Source organism: Bacillus sp. LK2 (genome assembly GCF_001043575.1).
Lineage (GTDB): Bacteria > Bacillota > Bacilli > Bacillales > Bacillaceae_G > Bacillus_A > Bacillus_A paramycoides.
In genome coordinates this window covers 83812-104632 of the sequence record NZ_LDUK01000045.1, presented here as the reverse complement: position 1 = coordinate 104632, position 20821 = coordinate 83812, and the positions used below count along the sequence as shown (strand labels likewise).

Genomic DNA, 20821 nt, shown 5'->3' with positions numbered 1-20821 from the left:
GTGGGGTAACTTCTTTTTATTTGTTTATAAATTGTTTATTTTTACCTTCTATTCTTGTAGTAAGGAGGCGGTAAGGATGAAAAAAGCGGTTTTAGAAGTAAGAGATGTGACGAAGAGGGTGAAGGGAAGAACGTTGCTAAGTCATATGTCTTTTTCGGTTTATAAAAATGAAATTTGTGGTTTTGTTGGGCCAAATGGTTCAGGAAAGACGACACTTATTCGGACCATTATGGGACTGATTCGGCCAAATGAAGGAGAGGTTTTCATTAATGGAAAGAGCGTACAAAAAAATAGGAAAGAAGCTCTTCAGTATGTAGGGGCAATTGTAGAAGCTCCAATTTTCTTTCCTTATATGTCAGGGCGAAAAAATTTACGGAATTTAGGTAGGATTACGTTAAATACTGGTGGAGAAGTTCTTGAAAAAAAAGTGCAGCAAGTGTTAGAAATCGTTGGTTTAGAAAATCGTGCGGACGATAAAGTTGGTACGTATTCGTTAGGGATGAAACAGCGTTTAGGGATTGCACAGGCACTTCTTGGGGAGCCAGATTTTATCATTTTGGATGAACCGTCTAATGGATTAGATCCAGTTGGAATTAAGCAACTTCGTAAAATTGTACTCGACTTACAGCGTGAGAAGGGAATTACTTTTTTTATTTCTAGTCATTTAATTCGTGAATTGGAACTTATGTGTGACTCGTGGGTCATGATTCGGGAAGGATCACTTATTTGGCGTGGAACGACAGAAGAGCTGCAAGGTGAAAATAAAGAGTTAGAGGATATTTTCGTGGAGATGATGAGTTCATGATGAGGCTAGTACGCTCTGAATGGGAGCGGCTTTGGGCGAAGAAAGTAACATGGCTTTGTTTTTTGATGATACCGGTAATGTTACTTGGGGCTGCGAAGTATTATTTGAAACATAATCAAGAGGTAGAAAGGATAGCAGTTGATTATACATATGCGAATTCATTCCCAGTACTTGCATTATCTGAAATGCTTATGAGTATATGTAATCTCGTTTTACTCGTTTTGATTGTCCTTGTGTTTGCTCAAGAATATCATAGCGGTCAAATTCGGATGATAATCCAAAGGTCATACACGTATTCTGAGGTTCTTATTGCGAAAATAATTACGGTATTAGCAGTAAGTTTGCTATTTATAGGTGCCTATTTTATTTGTAGTTATTGTATTGGCTACATTTTCTTTGAGCATGAACCGAGCATTCTTTTGTTTTATCATACGGAAAAAATGAATGCACTTGGCGTTTTCTTATACTGTATTTCTTATTATGGAATTGCTTATCTTACCTTAATAGCGATGGCTAGCATATTAATTATGCTATCGGTTATAAGTAAATCGACAACAAGTGCAACCCTTCTTGGTATGGGATTCATTATATTTTCTTTTGGATACCCAGCGATGGCGTTAGTGATAGGGAAATCACCGGCTTTTCTTTATATTAATTATTCTTCTTTAATTAAATTACAACATGAAGGAATTGCTATATCTTTATCTGGTAGTTCACGAATGATCTTTTTTGGATCTGTAATTTTACTTATATACATTGTTGTTTGTAACACTGTAACAGTTTATTGGATAGGAAAAAAAGATAATTTTGTGTGAGGTGTGAAGAATGGGACAAATACTTATAAGTGAATTTGAACGGATTTTTGATAGGAAGAAGACGAAAGTATTAATTGTTATTTTTGGCCTGCTACTTATTTTGCACAGTGTATGGGTTCATACTTTTGGAGTTGCTATTTACGATACAAAAGGGACGGAAGCAATCTTAAGTAATTTGAACTTTCCTGTCGCGGTTACAAGAGAATGGTATTTTACTCTATTCTTATTAATTTTTCCGATTTTATTTATTGATAGCTTTAATAGTGAAATTTCATCTGGCGCATATCGTCTTATCATGATCCGTCCGGTAAGTAGATGGGAATTATTATTGGCAAAATGGATTACTCAAATGAGTATCGTAAGTTTGTTTTTGTTAATAGCATTTATAGAGAGTTATGTATATGGAACATTTTTTATAAGGCATGCAGAGGAGACATTCTTTTTGGATAAACAAGTCATTTATGGGACAGGTGCCTCTATTTTATATACTCTAAAATATTATTTAATATTATGGTTTATCGCAAGCACTTTATTAATGTTGAGTAGCTTTGTAAGTCTTTGGTTTCAAAACGCTATTATTACGTATTTTGTGATAGTTGGTTTACTAGTAGCTGGTTTGTATGTGAATGAAGAAATAAGTTATTTTGTAATTGGAAGCGAATCAATTCTAAGAATATTAAGTGAGGGGAAAGTAACATTTTACCTAATAAATGGTACAATTTTAGGAGGATGTGCAATAGCAGCTATGTTTAGCTGGCGTAAAAAAGATGTATTTAATTAGGAGGGAATTACCGTGGCGGGCAAAGTATTACTTGTAGATGATGAACCGGATATTCTTACATTTATTAAAGATAGTCTTGTCATGGAAGGGTATGAAGTAAGAAGTGCATTAAGTGGTGAAGAGGCTTTGGAAAAATTGGATAGTAGCGTGGATCTCATTATTTTAGATGTTATGTTGCCGGATATGAATGGATTTAAAGTGTGCGAGAAGATGAGAGAGTTCTATACATGCCCTATATTATTTTTAAGTGCAGATAGTAGTGAGCAGTCTCGTATAGAAGGTTTATTGATTGGTGGAGACGATTATATTAATAAGCCGTTTAGTTTAAAAGAGTTGAAAGCGAGAATTGTTGCCAATTTACGCCGTACGACAGAATTGAAAATGATGGGGCAAAAGAATTTTCTGCGTTATGGCGATTTAGTAATAGATTTGCAGAGTTATGAAATAATATTAGGCAAAGAAAAAATTCACTTTACAAAAAAGGAGTATGAAGTCGTGAAAATGTTAGCACTTCATACCGGCCAAGTTTTGACGAAAGAGCAGCTGTTTGAAAAGATTTGGGGATATGATAGTGAAAGTGATGTTTCTACTGTAGTTGAGCATATCAAGAAAATTAGAACAAAGCTTGGTGTATATGACAGAGAGTATACATATATTCAAACTGTATGGGGAATCGGATATAAGTGGAGTGTACAGAATTGATGCAAAGGCTACGAATTAAACAACAGCTAGTAATTGGTTTTTTAATAGTTTTAATTGGTAGTTTAATACTGACAGTTTTAACGGCGGCTAGTGGTTGGTATTGGCTAACGAAGAGTGGGAAAGTATTTCCTGCAAATTATTATGAGCAGAAAATTCCTATGATAAAAGAATACGTAAAAGATAAAGGCACGCTATTGTTAAATGAGAAAGAGCGAAATGAATTAGAGAAAGTTGTCCCTAGAGAGGGCATTCAATATCAAATTGTTAATAGGCAAGGAGATATTTCTTATGGTACATATAAAACAAAATTGATAACAAATGAGAGACCGATTTTGAGTGTTATTAATACGAATATTCATGAGGAAGATGATGATAATGAAGTTACGACATATCTGCCTTTAGTGGATAAGGATGGAGAGCTACAGGGAGCAATAGGGCTTAATTATCATTTGGCGCTGTCAACCGCCTCGTCGATTGATTTCTTGTTGGTAATCTTATTTTTAGCCTCACCCTTTATATACATTACAATTTTATCCTACATCGTTTCAAACCGAATGGGGAAAAGAATAAAGAAACCACTTGCTGAATTATCAGAGGCTTCAAAAAGAATTCAAGAGCAGGATCTAGATTTTCATTTAGAATACAACGCACAAAATGAGATTGGTGAATTAGTCGGTTCATTTGAAGATATGCGTGCAGCATTAGCTACTAGTTTGTCACGGCAGTGGGAGTTAGAAGAAGAAAGAAGAGAATACATTAGAGCAATTTCTCACGATTTGAAAACGCCGCTAACGATTGTGCAAGGTCATACAGAAGGCTTGCAAAGTGGCTTATGGAAAAATGAAGACTTGTTGCATCGGTATTTACAAACGATTGAACGAAACACAAACAGAATGACAAAACTTCTTGAGGAGTTTCAAACAGTAAATGAGTTAGAAAGTTTCTCGTTTCAATTACGTTTAAATAAAGTGCATATAAATCCATTCTTTCTAAAAAAACTAGAAGAATATGAATGTATAGCTAGGAAAAAAGAGATTGAGTGGGATGTTACCTTTGAAAATAATGAGGATATACAGAGTTTAGTATTTGACCAAGAGCGGATCAGTCAAGTAATGGATAATATCGTAATGAATTCAGTTCGGTTTACGCCGGTGTCAGGGAAGATGCTCGTTAAAGTATGTGCTTGGCATGACACAATAGATTTTCATGTATATGATTCAGGACCTGGTTTCCAAGAAGGAGATTTGAAAAAAGTATTGCAACGTTTTTATCAGGGAGATCAGTCACGCTCAGGAAGTAAGGAGCACTTTGGACTTGGGTTATATATTGCCAAGACAATTGTTGAGAAGCATGGCGGTAAAATACAGGTAGAAAATAGCAAGGTGCGAGGCGGGGCACATGTTTCGTTTCGAATTCCAAGCGGGGGTATATAGATAGGAGTTAAGCATCGATATAATGAAAAAATCGTTGATATATTTCGGTAAATACTAAGTGGGGTATGCAAACCAATCTAAAAAAGCTGGAAGAATATCTTCCAGCTTACGAGTTACTTTCAATTTGTTGACCATTTTCTTCTTCGTGATCTTGTAGTAGGTTGAATACGTCTGCTAGGCAGAATGCAATAAACCAAGTCCAAAGACCGTGGAAGAAAGCTGAGCTTAATTGAAGTGGTAATGTATAGTTTGTCATTGAGTAGGAAATACATCCGCCAACGATTCCGATCATTGTTAATAACATTGTTTTTTGAGCATTTTCTTCTGGATTGAAGAGGAAGAAAATGTATCCACCTAAAATTGAAGCGCTTACAAGTGTTTCGATTCCATTAAAGATGATATTCTCTCCAAGCTGAGTGTTTGTCCAGAAGCAGATTACGCCGCCGATGATGGCAAACAAGATAGCTATTGTATATCGTATATATTGATTCATATGTTCATCTCCCTATGTAATAAGATGATTTGGAAGTTAACAAGGTAGGTATAGTATATTGAAGTGAATTGTTAAAAGGATATTGAAGAGTAACTATGTTGATTTGTGTATACCTGGCTTCGCGTTTCTAAAGAGAAACTCCCAAAGTCTATACGTGCTTTTTTGTATTATAACATATTTGAGCGCATAATAATAGAATTATCTGATTTTGTAACAAGTGTAAAAAATAAAAAGCGCAAGGAATTGTAGTTCCTTGCGCCTTTTTATATACGTTTGAAACGTCCAACAATTTCAACGGTTTCAGTAATATTCATAAATGCTCGATTGTCTACTTGGCGAATGATACGTTTCATTTCGCCTAACTCGTAGCGAGTTACGACAGTGTAAATCATTTTTTTCTTATGGTTTGTATAGCCGCCGACAGCATCTACCATTGTTACGCCACGTATGCCGCGATGTAGTAGTGCGCTTTTTATTTCCTCGCCTTTTTCTGTAACTGTCATTATCGTTAATTTAATATGTTTCGTATGCACAGCATCAATTACTTTGCTGACTACAAACCGGCTAATTAACGTATAAAGTGTAATATCCCATCCGAAAATAAATCCTGCTGCAACAAGTAAAATTAAGTTGAATCCAAAGATGATTGCTCCAATTGAAACATCGCGATGTTTCGCTACAATCAATCCAACAACATCAAAACCACCTGTTGAAGAAGCAAATCGGAATATAATTCCTGAGGACGCGCCGCAGATGACACCACCGAATACAGAAGATAATAAAATATCGTCTGAAACTTGATGTACCGGGATAATATTCATCGCTAAAGATGATATAGCTACAAAGTATGCTGTTAAAAAGGTTGTCTTCTTTCCTAAGTAAAAGTAACTTAAAATAAGAAGAGGAATGTTTAGTAAAAAGATAAGTGCACCGATATTGTAGTGCATTAAATAACCGATAATCATCCCTACGCCAGCGAATCCACCGCTAATCATATTATGCGGGATAAAAAACATATTCATAGAAATTGCATACAAAATAGAAGCTATAAAAATAACAATCAACTGTATTATAAATTCTAGGTGAAATGTTTTAGCTGCTGGGAAGGATAAAAAGGCGGTGTCGGGAACGTAATCGGCGTCTCCTAGTTGACCCATAGTATGTTTCATCTCCATATTCATTTTTGATTACAAGAAGAGAATAAAGCTTTTTTCAAAAACTGGCAATAGTTTTATTATAATGCAAAAATTTTATAAATTTCTAATAAATTAAACCTATTCAAAGATGTGTGTGAATATACTAAAGAAAGCGAATACATTGATTTTCTAGCATAGTTTTTTTGAGAAAATATGCAAAATTCTTTTTTGAAAATAAAAGGAAATAGAGAATGTTTGTTGAATGTGCTAAAATGACTTTATTAAGGATGTGAAGCGATGGAATTTTTATTGCAGGATGCAATTCTATATATATCGTTTGTAACGACGGCACTTTGTTTATTAGAAGTCTTTTTTCTTGCTAACGTTTCTCGTTTCGTACGCCAGCAAGCATCGAGTGGTAGACAGAGAGCTTTTAAACTAGTTGATACATGTGAAGAAGGTATAGGAAATGTACCGCTGTTTTCTATTTTTTATAAATATGGAATGATTCGTTCTGTTCGCAGACAAGAATCGAGTGGAGAGAGTGACGAGGTAGGTCCGTATACACCAATGTTTCGCTAATTAATTACGAAACATTGGAGGAATGAACATGTTAAAATCATACCGAGCTGCGCTCATTAGTTTATCATTATTACTTGTTTTTGTTTTATCTGGCTGCAGTAATGCAGGCACAATTGATTCACATAGTACGGGGATTTGGAACCATTATTTTGTATATCCAATCTCGTTTATGATTCAATTTGTTGCTCATCATATACCTGGGGCTAGCTTCGGGATTGCTATCATTGTCATGACGCTCGTTATTCGTTCAGCAATGATTCCATTAGCTGTTTCACAATATCGCAGTCAAGCAAAAATGAAAAAAATGCAACCTGAATTGCAGAAGCTAAAGAAAAAATACGGTGATGTAAGCAAAGATCTTGAAAAACAAAAGCAGTATCAAAAAGAAATGTCAGAACTAATGAAATCAGGCGGTTGGAATCCGTTAGCTGGGTGCTGGCCAATCTTTATACAAATGCCAATTTTCTCTGCTTTGTATTATGCGATTAGCCGAACTGAAGAGATTCGTACATCTTCGTTTTTATGGGTGAACTTAGGACATGCAGATCCATATCATATATTACCGATTATTGCAGCGTTCACAACATTTATCCAGATGAAGGTGTTTCAATCTAATATAACGCCTGGAGAGCAAGTACAAATGCTGAAAATACAGCAAATTATGATGCCGGCAATGATTTTATTTATGGGATTTGCGGCACCGTCAGGACTTGTGTTGTATTGGATTACAGGTAACTTATTTACAATGACACAAACAATTGTATTAAGAAAAGTAATGGAACGTGAAGAATTACAATTACAAAAAGCTTAGAAATACGCCGCTCGTGATGAGCGGTGTATTTTTTTTTAGTCGTTAAGGAAATTTTAAGAAATCAACATTACTATTGGCATTGTATACGAAAGTGTACATGCTTTAGAAATATGAAGGAGGAAATTTCCTATGAAGAAGAAAAAAGTTGGGTATTTAGCAATTGCAGGTGCTCTATCATTTGGAATTATAGGAGGAGTTGGTGTACCGGCGTTTGCAGCAACTAATACCCCAGCAGCTGAGCAAGTTACAAAAGGAACTGCGAAGAAGAATTTAGATGAGGCAACGAAACAAAAAGTGAAAACAATTATGGATGATACAAAGAAACAATTAGAGGGACTAGGTGTGAAATTCCCGGAGAAGGATAAGCACAAGGACATGTTTGCGGGATTAGATGAAGCGACAAAAGAAAAAGCAAAATCAATTTTAGAGCAAGAAAAATCCGGGAAACTAACTCGTGAACAGGCAAAAGAGGAATTGACAAAACTAGGTGTGAAATCCCCAGAAAAGGGTAATCACAAGGACATGTTTGCAGGATTAGATGAAGCGACAAAAGCAAAAGCGAAGTCAATTTTAGAACAAGAAAAATCCGGGAAACTAACTCGTGAACAGGCAAAAGAGGAATTGACAAAGCTAGGTGTGAAATCCCCAGAGAAGGGTAATCACAAGGACATGTTTGCAGGATTAGATGAAGCAACAAAAGCAAAAGCGAAGTCAATTTTAGAGCAAGAAAAATCCGGGAAATTAACTCGTGAACAGGCAAAAGAGGAATTGACAAAACTAGGTGTGAAATTCCCGGAGAAGGATAAGCACAAGGACATGTTTGCAGGATTAGATGAGGCGACAAAAGCAAAAGCGAAGTCAATTTTAGAGCAAGAAAAATCCGGGAAATTAACTCGTGAGCAAGCGAAAGAGGAATTAACAAAATTAGGTGTGAAACTTCCTGAGAAAGAGAAGCATGAAGACATCTTTGCGAACTTAGATGCAGCAACAAAAGAAAAAGCGAAAGCGATTCTAGAAAATGAAAAGAAACAACTAGCGGCATTGAATGTTGATCTGCCACATCATAAGTTTTTTATGAAAAACGAAGATAAATAATTGAACTATGTTGTATCTTTCGTGTGGGCAACCGAAAGGTACATATGCGAGGGGGCTGTCTTTGGAACAGCCTCCTCTTATTATTGTCGTTTTTTGTTGGATAATCGATGTGTTTTGAAAATCGCCGATATATTTTTATGTACCATCTCATGTCGTTCACGGAAGAGCAGATTAGAGAAATGTAGTATCTTCTGTTATAATATAAGGAGAGAAATATTTCTTATGTTATATAAAATATATATTGATTTTTTCTAACAATTCAATATAATGAACAATAACTACAAAATTCGACATCAAGAAGTGATGATGAGGACATGATCAGTTTTTTACGATTCTCAGAGAGGGAAGCCTTTGGCTGTGAGCTTCCTAATACGGGGAAATTGATTACCACCTCTGAACTGCAGCAGTGAACGGATACCTAGTAATTGCTTGCCGGCAAAAACCGTTATTTAGACTTGAGAAATTGGTGAAGTGTGTAACTTTACCAATTGAAACAAGGGTGGAACCACGAATATAACACTCGTCCCTTTTTTAGGGAGGAGTGTTTTTTTATTTCATTTTTGCATCACACTAGAATTGGAAGGAGGATACGCAGCATGCATCATGATGAGAAAAATAAAATTGGTTTAACAGTAGCACTTTCTATCGTAGTAGGAACTATTATTGGGTCTGGTGTGTTTATGAAACCAGGGAGCGTATTAGATTACTCAGGGAGTTCTAATATGGCTATTCTTGCTTGGGTAATTGGTGGTTTGTTGACGTTAGCAAGTGGTTTAACAGTAGCCGAAATTGGAGCGCAAATTCCGAAAAATGGTGGGTTGTATACGTATTTAGAGGAGATTTACGGAAGCTTTTGGGGTTATTTATCAGGTTGGATGCAAACGATTGTTTATGGACCAGCTATTATTGGAACATTAGGTTTGTACTTTAGTTCTTTAATGATTAATTTTTTCTATTTAGATAAAGTATGGAATTTACCAATCGCAATTGGAACAGTTGTGTTCCTAGGCGTTGTAAATAGTATGGGAACAAAATACGGAGGTATCGTTCAAACAATCACGACAATTGGGAAGATGATTCCGATTGTATTAATTGTTGTGTTAGGTTTTTGGAAAGGGAATAGTGATATCTTCAACGTAGTTGTACCGATATCAGAAAATCAAAGTATTGGGATGGCAATTTTAGCAACTTTATTTGCTTATGATGGCTGGATTTTACTTGCTTCTATTGGCGGAGAAATGAAGAATCCAACAAAGTTATTACCGAAAGCAATGACGGTTGGGATTTTAATTGTAACAGCTGCCTACGTATTAATTAACTTAGCGTTATTAAATGTATTACCAGCAGCGAAAATTGTAGACCTTGGAGAAAACGCAACAGCGACAGCTGCGGGCATGTTACTTGGAGAATATGGCGGGAAAATTATTAGTATCGGTATTATTATTTCTATTTTCGGCTGTTTAAATGGAAAGATTTTAACGTTCCCACGGATTCCGATGTCGATGGCAGAGCGTGGCCAACTTCCGTTTTCTAAGTTTATCGCAAAAGAAAGTCCGAGATTCAAAACACCAGCAAATGCGATTACTGCTGAAATCATTTTAGGAATTATTTTAATGATTATTAGTGATCCGAATAAGCTATCTGAGATTTCCGTATTCATTATTTATATTTTCTATGTAATGACGTTTATTGGTGTCTTCATTTTACGAAAACGTAATAAGAATAAAGAGCGTGCATATAGTGTACCGCTATTCCCAATTGTACCGATCGTTGCGATTTTAGGTTCGCTCTTTGTAATTGGTAGTGCGATTATTAACGATCCGGTAAGCTGTTTCTTATCAATTGGAATTGTCTTTACTGGACTTCCGGTATATTGGTACTTAAATAAGAAAAAAGAAACTGGAGTTTAATGATTGAAAGGCAGGCGTATAATACGCCTGCCTTTTTATTGTGAAAAAATTATACTTGCGTCCATTTTTCTTTTAGGTTACTATAGCCGTAGTAACCTAAAAGAAAGTGTGGGGAAAGTCTTGAATTTTCGTGTGTATATTTTAGCTATCGCGGCTTTCGTAGTCGGAACGGTTGAGCTAATTATAGGAGGGACGCTCGATTTAGTTGCCAATGATTTAGGGGTATCTATTAGCGCGGCTGGTCAGCTTATAACCGTATATTCGGTAGTATTTGCTTTGTCAGGTCCAGTTTTATTAGCATTAACAGGGAAGTTTGAAAGAAAAACATTATACATTGGGGCATTATCGATTTTCTTAATTGGAAATATCATTTCAGCATGTAGTGTGAATTACGGAATGTTAATGTTCTCAAGGGTCATTTGTGCAGCTGGTGGTTCGCTTATTATTGCACTGTCGGTAACACTTGCATCTAGTGTAGTAGAACCGCATTTTCGTGCGCGTGCAATTGGAATCATTTTCATGGGGATTAGTGGCTCGCTCGTACTTGGAGTACCGCTCGGTCTTGTACTCGGAAATGCATACGGATGGCGTGCACCATTTGTGTTAATTTTGATATTAACTGTTATGGCAATTGCTTGTATTTCGTTGTTCTTAACGAAAGTACCAGCGACATCAGTATTATCAATAAAAGAACAAATCGCTACTTTAAAAGATAAAAAAATTGTAAGTGCACAGTTAACATCATTTTTATTTTTAACGGGGCATTTAACACTATATGCATATTTAACACCTTTCTTAAAAGATGTCATGCATGTTGAAGCAAACTGGATTAGTGTGTTTTACTTTATTTTCGGAATCGCAGCAGTAATCGGCGGTGGCTTCGGTGGATGGCTTGCTGATAAATGGGGATCGAAGAAAAGTATTATTTCCGTCATTATCGTATTTGCCTGTGCAATATTCATGTTGCCGATGATGACATTCTCATTCCCACTATTTATTATTATGATGGGAATTTGGAGTATGCTGAGCTGGGCGATTTCACCCGCACAGCAAAATTATTTAATTGAAATTGCACCGGAATCAGCTGGTATCCAGCAAGGCTTAAATAACTCCGCACTTCACTTAGGTATTGCGCTCGGTTCAACAGTAGGCGGAGTTGTTATTGAGAAATCATCTGTTATAAATAATGCGTGGGTAGGCGGCGGTTTTATAATATTGGCACTGCTTTGTGCGATTTTCTCTATTACGAGAGGGCGTTCTACTCAGTTTGGGAAAGAAGAATCTATCGTTTGATAGGTTCTTTTTTATTTATAAAAAATTAAAGGATTTAGTAGAAGGATGTAGGTAACGAGGTGATGATATATGGATTCAAACTTTTCGATAATTGGCTTTCTATTTACTGTTGTACCATTCTTTCTTGTAATTTTTTTATTTAGATGGGTTCGTTTCATCTATCAAAATTCTGAGAAACAAGTTGAGCAAAATGAGAAAATCATTGAGCTGTTGATGGAGATAAAAGAGCAAAATGAAAAGGAGTCTAGGTGAATAACTAGACTCCTTTTTTATATATTGAAGTAAGTATAAATCAAATTCGAGACTTGTTAATTGTTGTTCTGCTAACTATGTAGTTACTGTTAGCTCGCCCCTTGTTAATACCTCAACTTCATCAACAAACTCTTAATTTCCTCATCTTCCATAAAGAGATCATGGTGCTTCTCTGTAATCTTCGCAAGTGCAACGTCATGATAGAAGAATTCCGTAAAAAATTTCACGAAAGGCTGCGACATTGTTTTCATCGCTTGCCATGATTCTTGTTCTACACCAGCAAATAAAATTTCGCGACCGTCAACGATGAGCAGTAAGTAGCGCTCTAATGCGTTAGGCTCTTCAGTTGGGATTAGAAAATGTATGTTTTCTAAGTCTGTTTCTACTTTTCCAACTATGAGGGCCTCGATCTGGACACCTTGTTTTGCCTTTTGTTCTAGTAAAGGAAGATATTCTAAAAGGGTATCATTCCATGCGGAGATGCGTATGGATTCTTTCGCATCCTCTACAAGTTGCCTACTTTGTACTTTAATAGAAGACTGCATTTTTAAACTCCAAACACGGTCATCTGTAAATGATTTTTTAGAAATATTATTTTCAAGTTCTTTAATATTAGATTGGAATTCTGTCGTTAACTTTTCAATTGCTAGCTTGAGTGGTAATGCTGTATACAATTTTTTCTTTTCTGAAACAGAATCCATTACCATCCCTTTATCAATTAGGCGTGCTAACACTTCATATATTTTTGCTTTTGGAACACCTGAATGTTTAACAATGGTTGTTGCATCTAATGGTTCATTGCTTGATACGACAACTTCATAAGCTTGGCTTTCATATTGTGAGAAACCGAATTTTTGTAACATAGTTCCCTCCGAACGAATGAGATTATATGTTAAGGATAATGAACTATTTGTTTTTACACAAGTACTACGATAATAACTAAGCTGATTGGAATGAGAACAAATTTCAAATTTTTAAACTATATAGATTGAGCTTTCCTATTTATCTATTATACTTAATATAGTGATTAATATGATTAAATTTCATCGAGAAGGGGATGCTTGGGGGAAGATGTTAAGAAGTTTACGTTTAAAAATTGCGGTAGTATTTTCGGTGCTTATTTCTATGATGTTTGTAATATTAGGTACAGCTGTGTATCAGTTACAGAAAGAGAAGGAGACTCGTTCCCTTGATCAGTATTCTCAAAATACGATGGATCTTGTAACAGAGCAGTTAACTGCATTTATGCAGCGGATTGAAGAAGATATGGGCCATTATGGAAGTCATGATGATATTCAAAACATGTTACAAGATGGGGTTACTCCAGAAGAGGAGAGTTTTATTTTAAAAGAATTTTCAAGATTTAAAAAGAATCATCCTGATATTTTAGATGTATATATTGGGACGAAAGATAAAAAAACGTTAAGCGCAAATCTTGCTGACGGAGGAAAAGTACCTGAAGGATATGATCCAACAAGTCGTCCTTGGTATAAAACATCAGAAGCAGATACAAAATCGATTATTTGGGGACAACCACAATATGAAATCGCGACAGGTAAGTTAAGTATTGGAGTTTCAAAAGCCATTGTCGGACAAGATGGTTCTGTGTTAGGGGTTGTAGCAATGGATGTATCATTAGGGACGATTCAAAAGCTACTCCATAATATTCAATATAATAATGGCGGAGAAATGTTTATTGTAAATGATAAAAATATTGCCATTGTGTATCCAGAAAAAGTAGGAAAAGATGTTTCAAAAGAACCACTCGTTAAAAGCTTACATAAAGATGAAACGAAATTTGCGGTGGCGACATTAGGTGGGAAAGATGTAGTAGCCTATAGTCAGTTATTTGATAAGATGAAATGGAAAATTGGGATTGTATATCCGAAAGAGTCAATTGATAGCTTACTCGTAGAAACAAGAAATACAGTTATTATAATGGCATGCATAAGTTTATTGATTGGAATATTAGCTTCATATTTATTCTCAAGAAGATTAGCAAGACCGTTACAATTGTTAACGAATCACGTTCATAAAGTAGCGGAAGGTGATTTAACACTGCAAATGAAAGTGACAAGTAAAGATGAGGTTGGTACGCTTACGACTCACTTTAATCATATGGTGGAGCAAATGAATGAAATGGTAAGTAAAATTAAAAATAGTGTATCGACAGTGCAACAATCAACGAATAACTTACATTATTTAACGAATGAAACGGTAGCAGCTAGTAGAGAAGTATCAGGTGCAATGGATGATGTGAGCGGGGGAGCATCTACTCTTGCTAATAGTGTAGATGAAGTTTCAGCGCAGCTTGAGAATATGGCGCAGTCAGTGGAACAAATGAATAGCTCCGTTGGTGAAATAAAAGGAGTGGCTGGCAAAGCAGAAGAGGCATCTAAGCAAGGATTAAATACGATGCGGAATTTAGTTCGTACAAAAGGAGAATCATCTTCGATTGTTGTTCATACAGAGGAAGCATCCGGTAAGTTAGAGCAAAGAGTCGGATCGATTCAAAATGTTGTAGAGCTTATAAAAGGTATTTCGGATCAAACGAATTTACTTGCTCTAAATGCTTCGATTGAAGCGGCACGTGCAGGTGAGCAAGGTAAGGGCTTTGCTGTTGTTGCGGAAGAGGTTCGAAAATTAGCTGAACAATCAAAAGAGGCAACCGGAGAGATTGCATCGATGATTGATGATGTACAATTAGAAGTAAAACGAGTTGTAGAAGTCGTAAGTAAATTGAAAGATATTGCGGATATACAAAATCAAGTGACGACAGAGGCAGAAACGGAATTCCGCACGATTATGTCAGTTGTAAATACGATTAGTACCTCAGTTGAAAAAATTGTAGAAGAGGTAAATAATATAGGTCACGAGCAGGGAGAAATTACAGAGGTAATGCAAACAATTGCTGGTACGAGTCAAGAAAGTGCAGCTGTTTCTGAAGAGGTAAATGCTGCAACTGAATCGCAAGTGAATCATTTAGAAAAAGTAGCTCATACGATGGAAAGTTTGACAGAGCATATGAGAGACTTAGAAAGATTAGTTGAGCAGTTTAAAGTAGAGGAATAACAAATTAGTAAAATGATGAGGATTTCGGTAAAATAGACAATGGATATATAAGAAGCAATTATAGGAGGAAGACTACGATGGCAATTGTTGATGTATCGATTATTCCAGTAGGAACAGGTAATCCAAGTGTTAGTGAATATGTTGCAGAAGTACAAAAAGTGTTAGAGAAAAATGCTGATCGCGTGAAGTATCAATTAACACCGATGAATACAGTAATTGAAGGAGATCTTCCTGTTTTATTAGAAGTAATTCAACAAATGCATGAAGTACCGTATACGAAAGGTGCACAGCGCGTTGCGACAACAATTCGTATCGATGATCGTCGTGATAAAGTAAGCACGATGGAGAAGAAGTTAAACTCTGTTCGATCAAAATTATAAGAAAAAGCAGCGATATTCGCTGCTTTTTTTATAGTGTTACATATAGGAGGAAATGAGATGAGTGAGAAGTTTAATGAGCAATTTGATGGACTTTTAGAAAAGTATACAGAGCTATTGCTAGGAGAAAGTAATGAAGAACGAAAAGAGCAGGTGCAAAAATGGGCACTTTATTCTTACATTGCTAAGACGATGCCAGCTTTAGTGAAGCATTGGAATGAGACGTATCCAGACGCGAAAGAAGAGATGGTACAATTAATTACGAATATTAAAAAGTTAAATGATGAGAAGCGAAATGAGAAGTGAGAAAGCTTGAGGTAATGTTACCTCAAGTTTTCTTTATTAATATCCTTATATAACTTACATGGAATATAAAGGGTTTTATAAGCATGTCGAATATTTTCAGTATGCTTATTTTTTGCCTAGTAAACCTGTTTTTTCTAAATGTCGAAAAATATTTCCTTCATATTTACAAGCGAGAATATAGGGTTTTAAATATTTTTATAGTATTTTATAAATTATCTAAATAATTATTTGTATCAAATAATTTTAAAGAATGATATAATTTTGAAGAGGGGTAAAAAACAGATAAAGTACAGTCATAGGGGTGAATTACATGGAACAATTAATGCGAAATTCGTTTCTTTTCTTGTCAAAAAATAAAGCGCTAACAAAACTGGCTAAAAAGTACGGTTTGCGCTTTGGTGCAGGTCGCTTCGTCGCAGGGGAGACGATTGAATTAGCGACAGCGGCAATTCAACAATTAAACAAGCAAGGTCTTTGTGTAACAATCGATTATTTAGGTGAATTCGTTGATAATGAAGCCGAAGCAAATGAAATGGCTACCCAATCGATTGAAGCGATTCGTGCAATTGGAAGAGAAGGTCTTGATTCGCAGCTTTCTTTAAAAATGACTTCTATGGGATTAGATATCTCTGATGAGATTGTAATGAATAATATGCGCCGCATTTTAGAAGCTGCAAAAGAAAATGGTGTGTTTGTTACAATTGATATGGAAGACTATACGCGTTGCGGAAAAACAATTGATATCTTTAAACAATTAAAATCTGAATACGATAATATCGGTACTGTTATTCAAGCGTACTTATATCGTACAGAAAAAGATATTGAAGATTTAAATGCTTATAATCCGAATTTACGTCTTGTAAAAGGGGCTTATAAAGAACCTGAAGAAGTAGCGTTCCCGGACAAGAAAGATGTAGATGACAATTATAAAAAAATTATTAAAATGCACTTATTAAATGGAAATTACACTGCAATTGCTTCACATGACGAAGCGATTATTGAATATACGAAAAAACTTGCCGAAGAACACAATATTTCAAGGGATCAATTTGAATTCCAAATGTTATTTGGTATTCGTACAGAGCGTCAACTTGAGCTAGTAAAAGAAGGTTATAAAATGCGTGTTTACGTGCCTTATGGAAACGACTGGTATGGTTATTTCATGCGCCGTCTAGCAGAACGCCCAGCAAACGTTGCATTCGTTTTAAAAGGTATGATTAAAAAATAACCAAGGAGAAAATTCTCCTTGGTTATTTTAATTGTTGAAATGCGTAATGTGCCATTTTCTTCGTATCAGGATATAGCTGTGTACGAGTAGAAGATAATACGACGTTAATAACACGTTTACCGTCTTTTTCATCAACAGTTACGACTGTATATTTTCCGAGTGCAGATAAACCGCTTTTACTTCCAATCGCATATGGATCGTCATATAGTTCTTCTCGTCCATAGTTTGCAATTTTGGGAGAGCGCTCTGAAGTATGCAGTGTTGTGCGTGTTGAATTCATATATTCTAAAACAATCGGATATTTTAATGCTTCTTTCGTAATAATAGCAATGTCATAAGGTGATACTTTATTTCCAAGTGCATCAGCACCGCTTGCGTTTTTGAAAGTTGCATGTTTTGTACCAAGTTCCTTCGCTCTAGCATTCATCATTTTCACAAACGCTTCTTTTGATCCTGCAATATGTTCTGCAATTGATTCAGCGATTGGGTCTGCACTAATGATCAGCATAAGCTTTAATGCTTCATCACGTTTTAATTTTTCACCTGCGCGTAGCTTAATCTTTGCGCTTTGACTTTCTGTTTTAATCGCGTGTTCTGTAATTGTAATTTCTTCATCTTCTTTTACATTCTCTAGTAAGAGAAGAGTTGTCATCATTTTGGCTATACTAGCCGGATAAGAGCGTTCATCTTCACGTTTTCCATACAAAATTTCCCCTGTGTCTGCATCGATTGTAATCCCATATTGACCAGTAATATCAGGTTGATCTGCTCTTACAACTTGTTGCCTATGTGCATAAGAGAAGAAAATCATCCCTGTAAATAGTGTGGCAATCATTACAATCATAATTATTGTTCGTTTCATCGTCGTTCCCTCTTTTGTTTTCCGTATGTACAAATAAATTGGGCAGAAAAAGCAGCCATTAATCATTATGCCACGTTCTCTGCCCAAAAATATAGCGTTATTTTTCGCCCATATTATGCTTCTTATATTGTTGGTTATTACCTTGACGCCCTTTTTCAACGCCACGATCAATTGGACCAGCGTTTCCTGTTACGCTTGCTGCACTAATTCCAGCTTTTGAAGGGTTCTTCTTAATTCTTGCCATATATATTCCTCCAGTTTCGTCAGATTATAAAAAGGAAAAGTGTATTTGAGTAACGAAAATACACATACATAGCATAGCCAAATGAAAGAAAAGTATTTATTTCAGAAAATTTTATCAATAAATATATTGCGAAAATTCAAACGTTGTCATATATTTATTAGTAGAGGCTCACTCATTGATTGCGACTTATGTCGAAAAATTGAATGAGCATTCATTCAAGAATAGGGGGAGAATTGGATGTTCCAAATTAAAAAGGCTGCTGTTCTAGGTTCAGGCGTAATGGGTTCAGGGATTGCGGCACACTTAGCTAATATTGGTATTCCGACATTATTGCTTGATATTGTACCACCGGCGCTTACGAAAGAAGAAGAAGCGAAGGGACTTACATTAGAACATAAAAGTGTGAGAAATCGTTTTAGTAACACTGCACTACAAAAACTAGTAAAGCAAAAACCAGCTCCTCTGACAGTGAAAGGTAATCTAGCGCTGATTGAAGCAGGTAACTTAGAAGATGATCTTGAGCGTCTTGCTGATGTAGATTGGATTATTGAAGTAGTAGTTGAAAACTTAGATATAAAGAAAAAACTATTTGAAAAAGTAGATGCTGTTCGTAAACCAGGCTCGATTGTGAGCTCAAATACATCAGGCATTTCCGTTGAAAAAATGGCAGAAGGTCGTTCAGACGACTTCCAGAAACACTTCCTAGGCACACACTTTTTTAACCCACCACGATATTTAAAACTTCTAGAGGTAATACCGACGAAAGAAACTGATCCACAAGTATTAAGCTTCATGAAATTATTTGGCGAAGACGTTCTTGGAAAAGGCGTTGTTATCGCAAAAGACACACCAAACTTTATCGGAAACCGCATCGGTACGTACGGCTTGCTTGTAACGCTTCAAGAAATGATTAAGCGTGGCTATAGCGTTGGAGAAGTTGATTCTGTAACAGGTCCATTAATTGGTCGTCCGAAGAGCGCAACGTTCCGTACATTAGATGTTGTTGGTTTAGATACATTTGTGCACGTTGCAAATAACGTATATGAAAATGTACAAGAAGAAGAGCGCGACGTATTTAAAGTACCAGCTTTCATGCATGACATGCTTGATAAAAAGTGGCTTGGAAGTAAAACTGGTCAAGGTTTCTTCTTAAAACAAGGAAAAGAAATTTTGGAATTAAATCCTGAAACGATGGAATACGAAGCGCGTAAAAAATTAAAAGCTGCATCCGTAGAGTTAAGTAAGCAAGAAAAAGGATTAGCGAATAAATTGAAAGCGCTTGTATACGCGAAAGATCGCGCAGGAGAGTTGTTATGGAATATTATCACACCAACTCTTTTATACTCTGCAAAACTTCATAAAGAAATTGCTGACGATATTGTTGCAATTGACCAAGCAATGAAATGGGGCTTCGGCTGGGAGCAAGGACCATTTGAAATTTGGGATGCAATCGGTGTTGAAAAATCTGTTCAAAAGATGGAAGAAAACGGCGCGGTTGTTCCTACTTGGGTGAAAGAAATGTTAGAGAAAGGTTTTACTACTTTCTATAAGTATGATAATGGCGATAGCTACTATTACGATAATGGTGAATATAAGCTAATCGAGCGTAACAAAAAAGCAATCTCTCTTAAACAATTAAAAGAGAAAAACGGTGTGTTAAAGAAAAATAGCGGAGCGAGCTTAATTGATTTAGGCGATGGCATCCTTTGCCTAGAATTCCATTCGAAGAGCAATGCAATCGGTATGGATATTACGCAAATGATTAACTACGCTGTTGATGAAGTAGAAAAGAATTATAAAGGTCTTGTTATCGGAAACCAATCGAAGAACTTCTGCGTTGGTGCGAACCTTGCAATGATCTTAATGGAAGCACAAGATGACAACTACTTTGAAATTGAGTGGGTTGTGAAAAACTTCCAAGATGCAATGACGAAAATTAAGTACTCTTCTAAGCCAGTTGTAGCAGCACCATATGGTATGACGCTTGGCGGCGGTACAGAAGTTTGTTTACCAGCAGCGAGCATTCAAGCTTCTAGCGAAACATATATGGGCTTAGTAGAAGTAGGTGTTGGCTTAATCCCTGGCGGAGGCGGTAACAAAGAGCTATACATTAAACACTTAAACAAAATGGCAAATGGTGTAGAATTCGACTTACAAAAAGTTGCGAATAAAGTATTTGAATCTGTAGCGATGGCGAAAGTTTCTACATCAGCACAAGAAGCTGTATCTAACAACTTCTTAGGCGATAAAGACGGTATTAGTGTGAATGGTGATCACTTACTATATGATGCGAAACAAAAAGCGCTTGCTTTATATGAAGCAGGGTATAAAGCACCGACTCGTAAAAAGATACCAGTTGTTGGCGAAACAGGCTATGCAACGCTTGTACTTGGTGCAGAAGCAATGCATTTATCTGGTTATATTTCTGAGTATGATCTTCACATTGCGAAGAAACTTGCATATGTCATTGCGGGCGGAAAAGTACCGTACGGAACAGAAGTTGACGAGCAATATTTATTAGATGTAGAACGTGAAGCATTTATTAGCTTAGTAAGTGAGATGAAATCACAAGCAAGAATGCAGCACATGCTTGTAAAAGGGAAGCCATTACGTAACTAATAACG

The 20821-nt window shown here is 36.0% G+C and carries 21 protein-coding genes and 1 other annotated feature; of the genes, 16 read left to right on the top strand and 5 right to left on the bottom strand.

Annotated elements, in window-relative coordinates; all coding sequences use genetic code 11:
- The first annotated feature begins 76 nt into the window (after positions 1–76).
- From VK90_RS22745 to VK90_RS22725, 5 genes are read left to right on the top strand one after another with little or no spacing between them, the layout of a single operon-like run.
- Positions 77–805, top strand: coding sequence for an ABC transporter ATP-binding protein (locus tag VK90_RS22745; protein ID WP_048375415.1), 729 nt, complete (start codon positions 77–79; stop codon positions 803–805).
- Positions 802–1620 carry an ABC transporter permease subunit gene (locus tag VK90_RS22740; RefSeq protein WP_048375413.1) on the top strand — a complete coding sequence of 273 codons (819 nt, stop codon included), beginning with the start codon at positions 802–804 and terminating at the stop codon, positions 1618–1620. Before VK90_RS22745 ends, VK90_RS22740 begins: the two co-directional genes overlap by 4 nt.
- A 10-nt stretch (positions 1621–1630) precedes the next feature.
- Positions 1631–2401, top strand: coding sequence for an ABC transporter permease (locus VK90_RS22735; RefSeq protein WP_048375411.1), 771 nt, complete (start codon positions 1631–1633; stop codon positions 2399–2401).
- A 12-nt stretch (positions 2402–2413) separates the two neighbouring features.
- The gene (locus tag VK90_RS22730; RefSeq protein WP_048375409.1) at positions 2414–3103 is read left to right on the top strand and encodes a response regulator transcription factor; all 690 of its coding nucleotides are present in this window, start codon (positions 2414–2416) and stop codon (positions 3101–3103) included.
- Positions 3103–4536 (top strand): sensor histidine kinase, encoded by a 1434-nt coding sequence (locus VK90_RS22725; RefSeq protein ID WP_048375407.1) that lies wholly within the window; start codon positions 3103–3105, stop codon positions 4534–4536. The genes VK90_RS22730 and VK90_RS22725 overlap by 1 nt, the downstream gene beginning before the upstream one ends.
- A 106-nt stretch (positions 4537–4642) precedes the next feature.
- Here the strand turns inward: VK90_RS22725 and VK90_RS22720 are convergent, their stop codons facing one another.
- Positions 4643–5029 (bottom strand): DUF3938 domain-containing protein, encoded by a 387-nt coding sequence (locus tag VK90_RS22720; RefSeq protein WP_002174092.1) that lies wholly within the window; start codon positions 5027–5029, stop codon positions 4643–4645.
- Between the two features lie 263 nt (positions 5030–5292).
- Entirely contained in the window at positions 5293–6186 is an 894-nt protein-coding gene (locus VK90_RS22715; RefSeq protein ID WP_048375405.1) for a YitT family protein, read from the bottom strand.
- 276 nt (positions 6187–6462) lie between these two features.
- On the opposite strand from VK90_RS22715, the gene VK90_RS22710 reads away from it, so the two are divergent.
- From VK90_RS22710 to VK90_RS22685, 6 genes are all read left to right on the top strand, one after another.
- Positions 6463–6747 carry a hypothetical protein gene (locus tag VK90_RS22710; protein WP_025148284.1) on the top strand — a complete coding sequence of 95 codons (285 nt, stop codon included), beginning with the start codon at positions 6463–6465 and terminating at the stop codon, positions 6745–6747.
- A gap of 28 nt (positions 6748–6775) precedes the next feature.
- Positions 6776–7558: a membrane protein insertase YidC gene (locus tag VK90_RS22705; RefSeq protein ID WP_048375403.1), complete on the top strand. Its 783-nt coding sequence runs from the start codon at positions 6776–6778 to the stop codon at positions 7556–7558.
- Between the two features lie 129 nt (positions 7559–7687).
- Positions 7688–8653 (top strand): hypothetical protein, encoded by a 966-nt coding sequence (locus VK90_RS22700; protein WP_048375401.1) that lies wholly within the window; start codon positions 7688–7690, stop codon positions 8651–8653.
- 294 nt (positions 8654–8947) lie between these two features.
- Positions 8948–9184, top strand: a binding site (T-box leader).
- Between the two features lie 65 nt (positions 9185–9249).
- Positions 9250–10563: an APC family permease gene (locus tag VK90_RS22695; protein WP_048375400.1), complete on the top strand. Its 1314-nt coding sequence runs from the start codon at positions 9250–9252 to the stop codon at positions 10561–10563.
- A 108-nt stretch (positions 10564–10671) separates the two neighbouring features.
- Complete coding sequence (locus tag VK90_RS22690) at positions 10672–11856, top strand: MFS transporter (RefSeq protein WP_048375477.1); 1185 nt, start codon at positions 10672–10674, stop codon at positions 11854–11856.
- A 69-nt stretch (positions 11857–11925) separates the two neighbouring features.
- Complete coding sequence (locus VK90_RS22685) at positions 11926–12108, top strand: hypothetical protein (RefSeq protein ID WP_048375398.1); 183 nt, start codon at positions 11926–11928, stop codon at positions 12106–12108.
- Positions 12109–12212: 104 nt separating this feature from the next.
- On the opposite strand, the gene VK90_RS22680 is transcribed toward VK90_RS22685, so the two are convergent.
- Entirely contained in the window at positions 12213–12971 is a 759-nt protein-coding gene (locus tag VK90_RS22680) for a TrmB family transcriptional regulator (RefSeq protein WP_048375397.1), read from the bottom strand.
- Between the two features lie 208 nt (positions 12972–13179).
- Between VK90_RS22680 and VK90_RS22675 the strand changes: the two genes are divergently transcribed.
- From VK90_RS22675 to VK90_RS22660, 4 genes are all read left to right on the top strand, one after another.
- Positions 13180–15180, top strand: a complete 2001-nt coding sequence (locus tag VK90_RS22675) for a methyl-accepting chemotaxis protein (protein WP_048375395.1) — start codon at positions 13180–13182, stop codon at positions 15178–15180.
- Positions 15181–15257: 77 nt separating this feature from the next.
- Entirely contained in the window at positions 15258–15560 is a 303-nt protein-coding gene (locus VK90_RS22670) for an MTH1187 family thiamine-binding protein (protein ID WP_002174081.1), read from the top strand.
- A gap of 57 nt (positions 15561–15617) precedes the next feature.
- Positions 15618–15863: a YusU family protein gene (locus tag VK90_RS22665; protein ID WP_002145027.1), complete on the top strand. Its 246-nt coding sequence runs from the start codon at positions 15618–15620 to the stop codon at positions 15861–15863.
- 310 nt (positions 15864–16173) lie between these two features.
- Positions 16174–17091 (top strand): proline dehydrogenase family protein, encoded by a 918-nt coding sequence (locus tag VK90_RS22660; RefSeq protein ID WP_002174080.1) that lies wholly within the window; start codon positions 16174–16176, stop codon positions 17089–17091.
- A 22-nt stretch (positions 17092–17113) separates the two neighbouring features.
- Here the strand turns inward: VK90_RS22660 and VK90_RS22655 are convergent, their stop codons facing one another.
- Both VK90_RS22655 and VK90_RS27730 read right to left on the bottom strand, forming a co-directional pair.
- Positions 17114–17953 carry a D-alanyl-D-alanine carboxypeptidase family protein gene (locus VK90_RS22655; protein WP_048375393.1) on the bottom strand — a complete coding sequence of 280 codons (840 nt, stop codon included), beginning with the start codon at positions 17951–17953 and terminating at the stop codon, positions 17114–17116.
- 97 nt (positions 17954–18050) lie between these two features.
- On the bottom strand, positions 18051–18197 hold the full coding sequence (locus VK90_RS27730; RefSeq protein WP_053081454.1) for a YuzL family protein: 147 nt from the start codon (positions 18195–18197) through the stop codon (positions 18051–18053).
- A gap of 237 nt (positions 18198–18434) precedes the next feature.
- Here VK90_RS27730 and VK90_RS22650 point away from each other — a divergent pair, with 237 nt between their 5' ends.
- On the top strand, positions 18435–20816 hold the full coding sequence (locus tag VK90_RS22650; RefSeq protein WP_048375392.1) for a 3-hydroxyacyl-CoA dehydrogenase/enoyl-CoA hydratase family protein: 2382 nt from the start codon (positions 18435–18437) through the stop codon (positions 20814–20816).
- Positions 20817–20821 lie beyond the last annotated feature (5 nt).

What these genes read in the sequence shown, in the direction of transcription:
- VK90_RS22745 (WP_048375415.1), top strand. Translation starts at nt 77, where the DNA reads ATGAAAAAAGCGGTTTTAGAAGTAAGAGATGTGACGAAGAGGGTGAAG.
- VK90_RS22740 (WP_048375413.1), top strand. Translation starts at nt 802, where the DNA reads ATGATGAGGCTAGTACGCTCTGAATGGGAGCGGCTTTGGGCGAAGAAA.
- VK90_RS22735 (WP_048375411.1), top strand. Translation starts at nt 1,631, where the DNA reads ATGGGACAAATACTTATAAGTGAATTTGAACGGATTTTTGATAGGAAG.
- VK90_RS22725 (WP_048375407.1), top strand. Translation starts at nt 3,103, where the DNA reads ATGCAAAGGCTACGAATTAAACAACAGCTAGTAATTGGTTTTTTAATA.
- VK90_RS22720 (WP_002174092.1), bottom strand. Translation starts at nt 5,029, where the DNA reads ATGAATCAATATATACGATATACAATAGCTATCTTGTTTGCCATCATC.
- VK90_RS22715 (WP_048375405.1), bottom strand. Translation starts at nt 6,186, where the DNA reads ATGGGTCAACTAGGAGACGCCGATTACGTTCCCGACACCGCCTTTTTA.
- VK90_RS22710 (WP_025148284.1), top strand. Translation starts at nt 6,463, where the DNA reads ATGGAATTTTTATTGCAGGATGCAATTCTATATATATCGTTTGTAACG.
- VK90_RS22705 (WP_048375403.1), top strand. Translation starts at nt 6,776, where the DNA reads ATGTTAAAATCATACCGAGCTGCGCTCATTAGTTTATCATTATTACTT.
- VK90_RS22700 (WP_048375401.1), top strand. Translation starts at nt 7,688, where the DNA reads ATGAAGAAGAAAAAAGTTGGGTATTTAGCAATTGCAGGTGCTCTATCA.
- VK90_RS22695 (WP_048375400.1), top strand. Translation starts at nt 9,250, where the DNA reads ATGCATCATGATGAGAAAAATAAAATTGGTTTAACAGTAGCACTTTCT.
- VK90_RS22685 (WP_048375398.1), top strand. Translation starts at nt 11,926, where the DNA reads ATGGATTCAAACTTTTCGATAATTGGCTTTCTATTTACTGTTGTACCA.
- VK90_RS22680 (WP_048375397.1), bottom strand. Translation starts at nt 12,971, where the DNA reads ATGTTACAAAAATTCGGTTTCTCACAATATGAAAGCCAAGCTTATGAA.
- VK90_RS22675 (WP_048375395.1), top strand. Translation starts at nt 13,180, where the DNA reads ATGTTAAGAAGTTTACGTTTAAAAATTGCGGTAGTATTTTCGGTGCTT.
- VK90_RS22670 (WP_002174081.1), top strand. Translation starts at nt 15,258, where the DNA reads ATGGCAATTGTTGATGTATCGATTATTCCAGTAGGAACAGGTAATCCA.
- VK90_RS22665 (WP_002145027.1), top strand. Translation starts at nt 15,618, where the DNA reads ATGAGTGAGAAGTTTAATGAGCAATTTGATGGACTTTTAGAAAAGTAT.
- VK90_RS22660 (WP_002174080.1), top strand. Translation starts at nt 16,174, where the DNA reads ATGGAACAATTAATGCGAAATTCGTTTCTTTTCTTGTCAAAAAATAAA.
- VK90_RS22655 (WP_048375393.1), bottom strand. Translation starts at nt 17,953, where the DNA reads ATGAAACGAACAATAATTATGATTGTAATGATTGCCACACTATTTACA.
- VK90_RS27730 (WP_053081454.1), bottom strand. Translation starts at nt 18,197, where the DNA reads ATGGCAAGAATTAAGAAGAACCCTTCAAAAGCTGGAATTAGTGCAGCA.
- VK90_RS22650 (WP_048375392.1), top strand. Translation starts at nt 18,435, where the DNA reads ATGTTCCAAATTAAAAAGGCTGCTGTTCTAGGTTCAGGCGTAATGGGT.